Raw genomic sequence first — 12,061 nt, forward strand, 5'->3', positions numbered from 1 at the left:
TTTCGGCTCGATGGAGTTTACCACTGTTGGCGCGATCTCGTTTTTAGACGAGATCGGTGTCTTAGTCGGCGCTCCAGACGGATGATCTCAACTTCGTCACCGCTGACGCCAACGGCACGCTGGGCCTGACCACCGGTATCGCTACCTCGGCTTCGGTCGCAGCGGTCGCTTGGGATGTCGCTGCCCTGCAGACGCTGACCAGCAACCAGACGGCACAGATCAACACGCTGTTCGGCCAGACGGCTGCCAACAGCGAAGCGATCGAGCGTGCCAACGAAGGTGTCGCAATGGCTCTCGCCATGGAAAGCCCGATGCTTCCGGCCGGCACCAATTTCGGCCTGTCGGGCGGCATTGGTTACTTCGAAGACCGCGCTGCCGGTACGATGGCCTTCTCGGCTCGCGTCGGCACCAACGCTTCGGTCTCCGCCGGTCTCGGTGTCGGCTTCGACAGCGGCGAAGTCGGCGCACGTGGCGGTTTCCAGGTCGCCTGGTAAGCCAATCGTCATTCAGGCCACGCCCATGCGTGCCTGAGCATAAGATGCCGGGGCCAGTTGCGCCCCGGCATTTTTGTATCCGGGACCTTGCAATGAAAACACGTTTCCCAGCTTTCGGCGTTTGTACGAGCATGGCGGCAGGCATCGTGCTGGCAACCCCAGCGGCCGCTCAGGATGTGACGGCTTCCATCCAAATGGCGCAGCAAGTGGCGCGCCCCAGCATCGATGCACCGCCGGCAATACGGCCGGTTCCGGGGCAGCTGGAGATGTCCCAGCTGATCTGGTCGACGATGATCACGGTCGAAAATGCCAATCGTACCGGCAATTATTCGGTCCTTCGTCAGACAGGTTCGCAGGCTTTCCAGATCGGCAATCCGCCTGCCCAGCTGGCCCAGGTCTTTTCAGGACTGCGCGCAACCGGTCTCGACCTGTCCACGACCCTGCTGGTTCCACCGACCTATACCCAGGCACCGCAGGTGATGCAGGACGGGATTTTCCGTGTGCAGGGGCTGTTCCAGCTCCGCCCCCGGGCCATCGGTTTCGATCTGTATTACCAGTGGGAGCAGGGCCGTTGGAAAATCTACGGCAGCGATATCATTCCGCTCAAGATGCTGGAGCAGCGGGATAGCTGACATGGCCTGCGGGCATGGGCGCCGGGCCGTGCGCCTCGCCCATCTGCCTGAGGGCTTCGACCTTCGCGTTCAGCGGACCCCAGTCGTCTTCGCGGTCGATAGCTGACCAGATCGCTTCCACTTCTTCGATCAGCATCGATTCCGGGGCGTCGCCATTCCAGTATGGATGGTCCGCTCCGGCCGGCTCGTAATTCTCGAAGGCAGCGGCCAGTTCGCCTTCTGCGCCACGGCCGCCGCGATGGGCGAAGAAGAACGCGTCCGGCTGCCAGCCGCCTTCCCGCAATTCCTTCTCGCTCGCCGCCACCAGGGCAGCTTCGGCCTCGGGGCCCCGGCTTTGCACGCCGAGGCGCCAGCACCAGCGCCGCGCCACGTTCTCGGCATAGAGCGGGCCGAAACGCTCGAGCGCAGCGATCAACGGGGGCGCATCGGCCACCAAGCGCAAGGCAACCGCCAATTGGCCGCAATTCCAGTGCATCGCCTCCGGCTGGCGGCCGAAGGCATAAAGGCCCTGGTGGTCGAAATACGCGGCGGTGAAGCCCGGCTCCCACCGGGGAAGCCAGCGCCACGGTCCGTAATCGAAGCTCTCGCCCGAGATATTCATGTTGTCCGTGTTCAGCACGCCATGGACGAAGCCTGCGACCATGTAGCTGGCAGCCAGGTCGGCCATGCGCTCGACCACCAGGTGCAGCAATTGCACGGCGGGCTCGCTGCGTCCCGGTGCATCTCCTGGCGGAGGAGGGCCGGGGAAGTTTTTCAGGCAGTAAGCGACCAGCGCTTCCATGTGCTCGCTCTCCTCGAGGGCCAGCAGTCTCTGGAAGGAGCCGATCCTGATATGGCCGTGGCTGAGGCGCGTCATCACGGCGGAGCGCGTGGGCGATGGCTCGTCTCCGCGCTCCAGCGCCTCTCCGGTCTCCACCACCGAGAATGTGCGCGATGTGTAGGCGCCCAGCGCCTCCAGCATTTCGGTGGCGAGGATCTCGCGCATGGCGCCTTTCAAGGTCAGGCGCCCGTCGCCGCTGCGGCTCCACAGGGTGGTGCCCGATCCCTTTGTCCCCAGGTCCATCAGTCGGCCGTTTCGGCTTCGAAGCTGGGCGAACAGGAATCCCCGGCCGTCTCCGATTTCCGGGTTGTAGGTGCGGAACTGGTGACCGTGATATCGCAGGGCCAGCGGGCGCGGCAGGCTACCTTCCAGCGGCTCGAACCCGCCGAAATGGGCCAGCCACTGCTCGTCGGTCAGGTCGGCAAGCCCCACCTGTGCGGCGGCCCGGTCGTTGCGAAAGCGCAGGACCGTCTGCGGGAAGTCCGCCGCATCGACCGGATCGGCCAGCCAAGCCGACACTTCCTCGATAGTTCGCTGCGGGCGGTATGGCACATTGCCTGCGGCGTCTTGCAGATCGGATTGCATGCCGCGATAGTGGGGACCAGAACCGCGGGGCGCAAGCAACATGGCCTTCGCATGCCGAAATCCCCTATGATCCGGAAAATGCACGACACGATGGAAACGCCCTACGCCCACCGGACCTGGCAGAGCGCCGACGGACTGACCCTGCATTTTCGCGACTATCCCGGGCCGGAGGAGGCGCACGACCTGCCCCCGGTTCTGTGCCTTCATGGCCTGACCCGCAATGCCCGCGACTTCGCTTCGCTGGCCTTGCGTCTGAGTGCAAGGCGGCGCGTGATCGTCCCGGAAATGCGCGGGCGGGGGCGCAGCGATTATGCGCCCGACAGCAGCACCTATTCGCCCGCGACCTATGTCGCCGATGTCGAGGCACTGCTGGCGGAGGAGGCCATCGACGCATTCATCTCCATCGGAACCTCGATGGGCGGTCTGATGACCATGATGATCGCTGCCGCGGACGCCGCAGCAGGCAGGCAGCGGATCGTCGGTGCTGTCCTGAACGATATCGGGCCCGACCTCGACCCGTCCGGCATAGACAGGATACGCGGCTATCTGGGGCAGGGCCGCAGCTATCCCACATGGATGCATGCAGCCCGCGCGCTGAAGGAAACCCACGACGACGCGCATCCCGATTTCGAGATCGAAGACTGGCTCGACATGGCCAAGCGGACACTGGTCGCGGGACAGAGCGGACGACTGGTCTATGATTACGACATGGCCATCGCAGAACCCTTCAACCAGGCGCCCGCCAATGCCGCGCCGCCGGACCTCTGGTCGGCTTTCGATGCATTGGGCGAGGTCCCGCTGCTGCTGGTGCGGGGTGAGCTTTCCAACCTTCTGACGACTGAAACGGCCGAGCGGATGGCGCAAAGACACGCGAATATGGAACTGGTGACGGTGAAGCGCTGCGGGCATGCACCCATGCTGGACGAGCCGGAAGTCTTGGCCGCAATCGACCGGCTGCTGGAGAAAACTACGTGACGACCGCGAAGGATGCGCTTCCGCCGCGCCTGCTGCACCTTCAATCGACCTTCGATGCCGGGGGCAAGGAACTGCGCTGCGCGCGCCTCATCAATGCCTTCGGTCCCAAGGTTCAGCACTCCATCGTATCGGCAGTGGAGGGAGCCTACGGCGCATCCTCTGCCATCGCGCGCGGTGCGAATGTCACCTACCCCAAGGATTTCCCTTCCTTGCAGGGACGCCCGACACTGGGCCGGTTGCAGTCCATCGCCAAGCGTATGGCCGCCCATTCGCTGGTGCTGACCTATAATTGGGGCGCCATGGACGCGGTGATGGCGCATACCCTGTTCAAGGACGCGCTGGGCCTGCCGCCGCTGATCCACCACGAAGACGGCTTCGGCGAGGATGAAGCGGTCAAGCGCAAATGGCTGCGCACGTGGTATCGCCGGATTGCGCTGGGCAAATCGAACGGCCTGGTCGTTCCTTCCGAGACGCTCGAAGAGATCGCCCTGGAAGAATGGCAGCAGCCGATCGGCCGGGTGAAGCGCATCCCCAACGGCATCGATACGAAGGCATTCGGCAAGAAACCGAAGCCTGATGCGCTGCGCGGCGTGGTCAAGCACCGCGACGAATTCTGGGTCGGGACGCTCGCCGGGCTGAGAGCGGTCAAGAACCTGCCAGCTCTGGTCCGGGCATTCGCGAAACTGCCCGAGCCATGGCAGCTCGTTATCGTAGGCGACGGGCCGGAAGAAAGGGCGATCCGCGCCGAGGCCGAGGCTCAGAATATCTCGCACCGCGTCCACCTTCCCGGCTTCGCTCCGGACCCAGCGCGCTATGTCGGCCTGTTCGACATCTTCGCGCTTTCTTCGGATAGCGAGCAATTCCCGATCTCGGTCGTCGAAGCGATGGCCGCAGGCCTGCCCGTTGCGGCTCCGGCGGTCGGCGACATCGCCGATATGGTTTCTGCGGAAAACCAGCCTTTCATCGTCCCGCCGGGGGATGTTGCCGCGTTGGGCGATGCGTTGCAGGCGCTGGCTACCGATGCGAAGTCGCGGCAGGTGGTGGGCGCGGCAAACCGCGAACGGGCGAGGGCGAATTATGATGAAAAGCAGATGATTGCGACCTATCGCCGCCTGTATTCCAGCGCGATGGGGCGGGACGGCCTGACCTGACGGGGCTGCGTCCATCGGACCAGTCGCGCAACCGGGTCCACAGCTTCACTGGCGGTTAACCGCCACTTCTATTGAATTGCGCCCCTCATGGTTTAAGACCGCGCGCAACCATTTCTCAAGTCAAGGATACGTGCCCCAAGTGGCTCTCTTACCCAATCGCAACACGCAGACCGCCGAAGCTAAAGCCGAGAAGAAGGCGGCTGAAGACGATGTCATGGTCCGCGAGGTCGACGAGGCTGTTCGCAAGGACCAATTCGAGAATTTCGGCCGCACCTACGGGCGCCCGCTTCTGGGCCTGCTGGTCGTCGGACTGCTGGCCTTCGGCGGTTACCTGTTCTGGCAGTCGCAGCAGGAGCAGGCGATGGAGCAGGAAAGCGAAACCATCGTTGCCGCGCTCGACCAGCTTCAGGCCGGCAATCTCGACACGGCGAGCGAGACCGTGGCCCCGCTGGTTGCAGAAGGCGAGGGCGCGGTGAAGGCGTCTGCCCTGATGCTTCAGGCGGGTGCTGCAGCCCAGTCGGGCAATTCGGAAAAGGCTGCCGAACTGTTCGGGCAGGTCGCCGACGACGCCGACGCTCCGGAAGCCTATCGCGGCCTCGCCAGGATCAGGGCAGTCGCCGTTCGTTTCGACGATATGCCTTCGGCCCAGGTGGTCGAGCAACTCGGCAGCATGGCGAAGCCCGGCGAGCCCTATTTCGGCAGCGCCGGAGAACTGGTCGCGATGGCCTATCTCGACCAGGGCAATACCGAGAAGGCTGGCGCGCTGTTCGGACAGATCGCCAAGGACGACACCGTTCCCGAAAGCCTCCGCGGCCGGGCACGCCAGATGGCGGGCATGCTGGGCGTCGACGCGATCGAGGATGTGGACGAAGTGATCGAGGAATTGAGCGGTCCCGCAGGACAGGCTCCGCAAGCAGCGCCGCAGGGCGCGCAATGACTTTCAAAGGCAAGGTGACAATGACCACATCCAATAAAACGCGGGCCATGGTTGCCGGCCTCCTGTCCGTCAGCCTGACCGCCTGCGCGGGCGGCCTGTTCGGCGGCGGGGACGACACGAAAGACACGCCGACGCTGGGCGAGCGCAAACCGGTGCTTTCCCGCATCGACCAGGCAGCGCAGGTGGACCCGGCGCTGGCCGGTGTGTCGGTTGTCCTGCCCCCGGCGCGGACGAATACCGAATGGACGCAGGCGGGCGGCAATGCCTCCAAGTCGAACGGCCATCTGACCCTGTCCGACACGCCGCAGAAGGCATGGACCGCGCAGATTGCCGGCAGCAGCAATCGCAAGCGACTGGGGGCTGCGCCTGTCGTCGGGAACAACACGCTGTTCTCGATCGATACCGACGGCACGGTGCACGCCTTCGACGCGCAGACCGGGGCCCGCCGCTGGCAGACCCGGATGGACGTGCCGAGCGACATTCGCCAGGCTGCCTATGGCGGCGGCGTCGCCTTCGACGGTGGCAAGGTATACGCCACGAACGGCGTGGGGCAGGTCGCAGCCATGAACGCCGCCAATGGCGAGATCCTGTGGACGAGCACTCCCGCAGGGCCGCTGCGCGATGCGCCGACGGTGGCCTTCAACCTCGTCTTCGTGATGTCGCAGGACAATCGCATCTTCGCTCTCGACGCCAATACCGGCGACGTCGCGTGGCAGGAATCGGGCTCGGTCGCGCAGGCCGGTGTGTTCGGTGTGGCTTCACCGGCGGCGGGGCAGGGCACCATCATCGCCGGATACAGCTCCGGCGAGCTTTCGGCCTATCGGTACGAAAACGGCCGCGTGCTGTGGTCCGACGCATTGGCGCTGACGTCGATCAGCACCGAGGTCGGCTCCCTGACCGATATCGATGCCGATCCCATCATCGACGAAGGCCGGGTCTATGCGCTCGGCCAGGGAGGCCGAATGGCGGCTTACGAACTGGTGACCGGGCAGCGCATCTGGGAATTGAGCCTTGCCGGAATTTCGACTCCGGCCATCGCAGGCGAGTGGATATTCACTCTGACCGACGATGCCCGGATGCTGGCGATTGCGCGTTCTACCGGCAAGGTGCGCTGGATAACGCAGCTTGCCCAGTATCGCGACGAGAAGGACAAGAAAGGACCGATCTTCTGGACCGGTCCCGTCCTCGCAGGGGGCAGCCTGTGGGTCGCAAGCAGCGAAGGCGAGATCTACCGCCTCAGCACGGGTGAGGGTTCGGCCGCATTGTTTCAGGATCTGAAGGAGCCTGTCAGCGTGCCGCCCATCGTGGTCAACAACACCATGTATATCCTCGACGACAGCGGGACCATCCACGCCTTTCGCTAGGCGTTAGGAATTGCTGCTGGAGCGCGTTCATTTCGGGACGCCTCGGGCGATCTTTTCCTGCGATTAACCCTTTGCGGGTACGGGGATCGTCATGCGCGATTCCGCCCGAACAGCTTCGACCGACACGGCGCACGTGCCAGCCTCTCGGCCGCGTAGCGACGTATCGGCGGGCGTCGGCCTTGCCGGACTGCTGGGCCTTGCCCTGTGGATCCTGTTCTGCCGAAACTATGCAGGAATCGCGGAAGCGATAGGCATCCCGGGACCGCGCGCCCCGCTTTCCGGCCCCTATGCGGCGCTGGCGGCCCTTTTCTTCACCAGCGGCCCGATGGTGGTCTGGTCGCTGCTGGTCGACAAGGTGCACTTGCGGGCCTCCACCGGAATAGACTGGTCGCGCCCGCGCAAGATTGCCGACATTCGCGATGTCTCCATCGTGAAACTGGCAGGACTGTGGGCCACCTGGGCGATCATCGCCGGGCTTTACTGCCTGGCGCGGTGGTACTGGGACGGCCGGTATCTTTTTGCGATGGAAGTGCTGGGCGCCGCCATCGTTCCGCTGATCGTCCTGAGCGTGCCTTACGTGCTGTGGATCGACCGCGTGATGGTCAATCCGCGCGACCATGCATGGCATTTCGGCGCCATGCTGCTCGGCCGCGAAGCCTACGATCCGGACGAGGTGAAGAAGCACTGGCGCAGCTGGATCATCAAGGGGTTCTTCGCCGCCTTCATGATTTCGATCCTGCCCGGCGGTTTCGCGGTCATCGTGAACGGGCAGTTCGGCGAGCTGGCGAACGATCCCTTCCGCCTTTCGCTCTTCCTCATCGAATTGCTGTTCGTCATCGACGTGCAGATCGGCACGGTCGGCTACCTCCTGACGATGCGCCCCCTCGATGCCCATATCCGCAGCGGAAACCCGTTCCTCGGCGGCTGGGTGGCGGCGCTGATCTGTTACCCGCCATTTGCGTGGGGCATCCTCGGCAATATCCTGGCCTATGAAGTCGATACGATCGGCTGGGGCGGCGTGTTCGAGGGCAATGTGATGGCATTGTCGCTATGGGGTTCGTGGCTGATCCTGCTCACCGCGATCTATGCTTGGGCGACCGTCGTCTTCGGGATCCGGTTCTCCAATCTCACCTATCGCGGGGTCATCACGAATGGTCCTTACAAGTGGACGCGGCATCCGGCCTACGTCTCGAAAAACCTGTTCTGGTGGTGCGCGACCTTCCCGTTCATCGTTTCGAGCGGCAATCCGGTGGACATGATCCGCAACACCTTTTTCCTCGGCTGCGTCAGCGCGATCTATTACTGGCGCGCCCGGACGGAGGAGGCGCATCTCTTGCGCGAAGATGCGAAGTACCGCGAATACTACGCATGGATGGAAGAGAACGGCGTGATTACCGCACGGCTTGCCCGTCTTAGCAAGTGGCTGCGACCGCGCGGCCCGGTGATGGAAGCGCCCGCGGAATGATCGGACGGGTGTAAGGCCTCAGATAGGTTTGCCGTCGTCCGTTTCGTACATGGTGAGATCACGCGACAGCGGCGGGTGCTCGGCCATCACTTTCCGGAACTCGGCCATATGGGCCGAGGCGCCGTGAGCGGCCAGCGCTTCGCCGTCGCGCCACCTCTCGACGATCACGATGCTGTCCGGATCGGTAAGATCCTGCGCGAATGTATAGGCGATGCAGCCGTCTTCTGCGCGTGATGCGGTCACCATGGTCTTCATCGCCTCCAGCGTGGCGGGAGAGTCCGCGAGGGTGCCGGGGGCGAGGGTCAGCGTACCGTTGATCTGGATCATGCGCAGGTCCTGTCGTGAAGTCTGTGTCGCTCAGAAGCTGTATTTGTAAACACGGCTGACGTCGCCGTTCCATTCGCCGTGATACTTGTCGAGCAGGCGCTGGGCGGGGACTTTGCCGGTTTCGACAATTTCGTCGAGAGTCGAGAGGAAGCCGGTCTCGTTATCGCCGCTCTGGCCCAACTTGCCCCGCGCGGCGAGGCCTTCGCGGGCGATCGCCAGTGCGTCGCGCGCAAGGTCGTGCAGGGTTCCGCCGCCCGGCACGGGAGCGTCCAGCGCAAGGCGGGGCACTGTATTGCGCAGTTCCTCGCGCTCTTCCATCGACCAGTCCTTCACCAGGTCCCATGCCGCGTCGAGCGCGTTGTCATCATACAGCAGACCGACCCAAAGCGCAGGCAGGGCGCAGATCCGGCTCCACGGGCCGCCATCCGCACCGCGCATTTCGAGGAAGCTTTTCAGGCGCACTTCGGGGAAGGCGGTCGACAGGTGGTCCCACCAGTCGTTCTCGCTCGGCAATTCGCCGGGCAGGGCGGGCAATTCCCCCTTCATGAAGTCGCGAAAGCTCATGCCGGCCGCATCGATGTATTTTCCGTCGCGGAAAACGAAATACATCGGCACGTCGAGCATGTAGTCGACATAGCGTTCGTAGCCGAAGCCGTCCTCGAAAACGAAAGGCAGCATGCCGGTGCGGTGCGGATCGGTGTCCGACCAGATGTGGCTGCGATAGGAGAGGTATCCGTTCGGCTTCCCTTCCGTGAACGGCGAATTGGCGAACAGCGCCGTAGCAAGCGGCTGGAGCGCCAGGCCGGTACGGAACTTCTTCGCCATGTCCGCTTCGCTGGAATAGTCGAGATTGACCTGGATGGTGCAGGTCCGCAGCATCATGTCGAGCCCGAGATTGCCGACGCGGGGCATGTGCCGCATCATGATCTCGTAACGCCCCTTCGGCATCACGGGCAGGTCTTCGCGCGTCTTGTCCGGCCACATGCCGAGACCGAGGAAACCGACGCCCGATTTCGCCCCGATCTGTTTCACCTGGTCGAGGTGGCGACCCGTCTCGTTGCAGGTCTCGTGGAGCGATTCCAGAGGCGCTCCGGACAATTCCAGTTGGCCTGCGGGTTCGAGGCTGACCGTGCCGTCGACCCCCTTCATCGCGATGACTTTTCCGGCTTCGGTAATCGGCTCCCATCCGAATTCCTGCAGCGACAGCAGGATGTCGCGGATGCCGTTCGGTTCGTTATAGCTCGGGGCGGCATGGTCGCGGGTACGGAAAACGAGCTTTTCGTGCTCTGTACCGATCCGCCAGTCGGCCTTGGACTTCTCTCCGGCGATCATGGGGGCGACCAACTGGTCGCGGCTTTCGATGACCGGATCGGACCGGTCGCTGGCCTCGCGCGTGCTCATGGTCAGGTTCGTTAGGAAAGTTGAACCGAGAGGCAAAGGAAATTCGGTTGCGCGTTGAAACCGTCGGCCTTGTCCGGCAGGAACGAGGTTCCCGCATCAGGCCTGTGTGTGGTGCCAGTCTCCGGCAGTCGCCATCCATATCGACAGCGCTGCAATAGCGGCGGTTTCTCCCCGCAGGATGCGCGGGCCGAGAGAGATGGGGCGCGCCGAGGGATGGGCGCGAATGGCTTCCCGTTCCGCATCGTCCCAACCGCCTTCCGGTCCGACCAGAATGGCCGCGGGTCCGTTTACTCCGGAGAACGAGGAGGCAGCATCCGCGCCGCCGAGTTCGTCCGCGAAGAAAAGCGCGCGATCTTCGGGCCAGGCCTTGAGCAGGTCTTTCAGCGATACGGGATTATCGAGAACCGGAAGCGCGGTTCGCGCACATTGCTCGGCCGCTTCCGTGGTGACGGTCCGGGCGCGGTCGAGGTTCAGCTTGTCAGCCACGCTCCTGCGCGCGACGATCGGCCTGATGCGGGCCACGCCGAGTTCGGTCGCCTTCTCCAGCACAAGGTCGAACCGGTCTTTCTTGAGCAGGGCAGGGCACAGCCAAACATCCGGCACGGCCTCGCGCTCGCGCAGTTTTCGAACCGGTTCGAGCAGTACCGAACGCTTCGAGGTCTCTTTCACCTCGCATGCCCATTCGCCGGTCGCATCGTCGCACAGGACGACTGCATCGCCCGGCGAGATACGCATGACCCGCGCCAAATAGTGCGCCTGGTTTCCCTCGATCGAGATCGTCTCTTCCCCGACAGGGGTGTCGACGAAAAGACGGGGCGCACTGCGCGGTGGCCAAGCAGGTGTGGCGGGCATGGGAAACGCGTTAGACGTGCCGTGCGGCAATCGCTAGAGGCTGGCGAACGCGATCGCCATCGTATTGCCGGGCAACCGCTAATGTCCTGCGCAACGAGGCAAGAACCACGCCCGGACAGGGGAGACAGGCCGAATGACAGACGATGTTGTTCCCGACACCGAACATCGCGGCCTTGTCGAGCGCCTGCCCCAATTGCCGCGCGATCTTGCCCAGCTTGCGCGTTTCGACCGGCCGATCGGCTGGTGGCTCCTGTTCTGGCCGTGCGCCTGGGGCGTATGGCTGGCGGGGGCGGGTTGGCAATTGGCGCTCCTTGGCTGGTTGCTGCTGGGGAGCATCGCCATGCGCGGGGCTGGCTGTGTCTATAACGACATCGTCGATGCCGAACTCGATCGCAAGGTCGCGCGTACGGCCAGCAGGCCGGTGGCAAGCGGGCGTGTCAGCCGCAGGACGGCGTGGATATGGCTGCTGGCATTGTGCCTCGCCGGGCTGGTCGTCCTGCTGCAATTGCGCATGCCGGCGCAATTGGTCGCGCTTGCCAGCCTGGTGCTGGTGGCGGCCTATCCCTTCATGAAGCGCATCACTTGGTGGCCGCAGGCATGGCTGGGCATGGTATTCACCTGGGGGCTGCTGGTTGGGTGGACGGAACTACGCCTAGACAACTGGGACGCGCTGGCGGCGATGTATGCCGGAGCGGCGCTGTGGGTGATCGGCTACGATACGATCTATGCGCTGCAGGACCGGGAAGACGATGCGCTTGTCGGCATCCGGTCCAGCGCCTTGCGCCTGGGCGGCGCGGTCCGGGGCGGGGTGGCAGCGTTCTATACCGGAGCGCTCGCCCTGTGGGCGCTCGCTTTCTGGCTTTATCGCGGCGATTGGCTTGCGGTTCTCACTCTGCTTCCCGCTGCATTGCACCTCGCGTGGCAGGTCGCAACGTTGGATGCCGACGATCCGAACAATCCGCTCGCCCGTTTCCGAAGCAACCGTTTTGCAGGCGGTCTGGTCGCCGCCGCATGCTTCGTCACGGGAAATGCCGGAGTGGGCTAAGCCCCGAACCTGG

General features: G+C 64.0%; 12 protein-coding genes. 8 read left to right on the forward strand and 4 right to left on the reverse strand.

Annotated features, from left to right (window positions below; translation table 11 throughout):
• Positions 1–287: 287 nt before the first annotated feature.
• Together ACGHJ7_RS00005 and ACGHJ7_RS00010 are read left to right on the forward strand one after the other, a co-directional pair.
• Complete coding sequence (locus ACGHJ7_RS00005) at positions 288–494, forward strand: YadA-like family protein (protein ID WP_390473521.1); 207 nt, start codon at positions 288–290, stop codon at positions 492–494.
• A 92-nt stretch (positions 495–586) separates the two neighbouring features.
• Positions 587–1,126 (forward strand): hypothetical protein, encoded by a 540-nt coding sequence (locus ACGHJ7_RS00010; protein ID WP_390473523.1) that lies wholly within the window; start codon positions 587–589, stop codon positions 1,124–1,126.
• On the opposite strand, the gene ACGHJ7_RS00015 is transcribed toward ACGHJ7_RS00010, so the two are convergent.
• A complete protein-coding gene (locus ACGHJ7_RS00015; protein WP_390473525.1) occupies positions 1,098–2,531 on the reverse strand; it encodes a protein adenylyltransferase SelO family protein in 1,434 nt (477 codons plus the stop codon). The two genes, ACGHJ7_RS00010 and ACGHJ7_RS00015, sit on opposite strands and share 29 nt — an antisense overlap.
• A 78-nt stretch (positions 2,532–2,609) precedes the next feature.
• Here ACGHJ7_RS00015 and ACGHJ7_RS00020 point away from each other — a divergent pair, with 78 nt between their 5' ends.
• The 5 genes from ACGHJ7_RS00020 (at position 2,610) to ACGHJ7_RS00040 (ending at position 8,423) form a co-directional block, all read left to right on the forward strand.
• The gene (locus ACGHJ7_RS00020) at positions 2,610–3,506 is read left to right on the forward strand and encodes an alpha/beta fold hydrolase (protein WP_390473527.1); all 897 of its coding nucleotides are present in this window, start codon (positions 2,610–2,612) and stop codon (positions 3,504–3,506) included.
• Positions 3,503–4,657, forward strand: a complete 1,155-nt coding sequence (locus ACGHJ7_RS00025; RefSeq protein ID WP_390473529.1) for a glycosyltransferase family 4 protein — start codon at positions 3,503–3,505, stop codon at positions 4,655–4,657. Before ACGHJ7_RS00020 ends, ACGHJ7_RS00025 begins: the two co-directional genes overlap by 4 nt.
• 139 nt (positions 4,658–4,796) lie before the next feature.
• On the forward strand, positions 4,797–5,594 hold the full coding sequence (locus ACGHJ7_RS00030) for a tetratricopeptide repeat protein (RefSeq protein ID WP_390473531.1): 798 nt from the start codon (positions 4,797–4,799) through the stop codon (positions 5,592–5,594).
• 20 nt (positions 5,595–5,614) lie between these two features.
• Positions 5,615–6,958 carry a PQQ-binding-like beta-propeller repeat protein gene (locus tag ACGHJ7_RS00035; RefSeq protein ID WP_390473533.1) on the forward strand — a complete coding sequence of 448 codons (1,344 nt, stop codon included), beginning with the start codon at positions 5,615–5,617 and terminating at the stop codon, positions 6,956–6,958.
• Positions 6,959–7,049: 91 nt separating this feature from the next.
• A complete protein-coding gene (locus ACGHJ7_RS00040; protein WP_390473535.1) occupies positions 7,050–8,423 on the forward strand; it encodes a methyltransferase family protein in 1,374 nt (457 codons plus the stop codon).
• 18 nt (positions 8,424–8,441) lie between these two features.
• On the opposite strand, the gene ACGHJ7_RS00045 is transcribed toward ACGHJ7_RS00040, so the two are convergent.
• The 3 genes from ACGHJ7_RS00045 to ACGHJ7_RS00055 form a co-directional block, all read right to left on the reverse strand.
• On the reverse strand, positions 8,442–8,750 hold the full coding sequence (locus ACGHJ7_RS00045; RefSeq protein WP_390473537.1) for a putative quinol monooxygenase: 309 nt from the start codon (positions 8,748–8,750) through the stop codon (positions 8,442–8,444).
• Between the two features lie 30 nt (positions 8,751–8,780).
• Positions 8,781–10,151 carry a glutamate--cysteine ligase gene (locus tag ACGHJ7_RS00050; RefSeq protein WP_390473539.1) on the reverse strand — a complete coding sequence of 457 codons (1,371 nt, stop codon included), beginning with the start codon at positions 10,149–10,151 and terminating at the stop codon, positions 8,781–8,783.
• Positions 10,152–10,247: 96 nt separating this feature from the next.
• Positions 10,248–11,003, reverse strand: coding sequence for a 16S rRNA (uracil(1498)-N(3))-methyltransferase (locus ACGHJ7_RS00055; protein WP_390473541.1), 756 nt, complete (start codon positions 11,001–11,003; stop codon positions 10,248–10,250).
• A 133-nt stretch (positions 11,004–11,136) separates the two neighbouring features.
• Here ACGHJ7_RS00055 and ubiA point away from each other — a divergent pair, with 133 nt between their 5' ends.
• Positions 11,137–12,048, forward strand: coding sequence for a 4-hydroxybenzoate octaprenyltransferase (gene ubiA / locus ACGHJ7_RS00060; protein ID WP_390473543.1), 912 nt, complete (start codon positions 11,137–11,139; stop codon positions 12,046–12,048).
• Positions 12,049–12,061 lie beyond the last annotated feature (13 nt).

Origin of the sequence: Altererythrobacter sp. MTPC7 (genome assembly GCF_042851395.1) — a bacterium.
Classification (GTDB): domain Bacteria; phylum Pseudomonadota; class Alphaproteobacteria; order Sphingomonadales; family Sphingomonadaceae; genus CAJXSN01.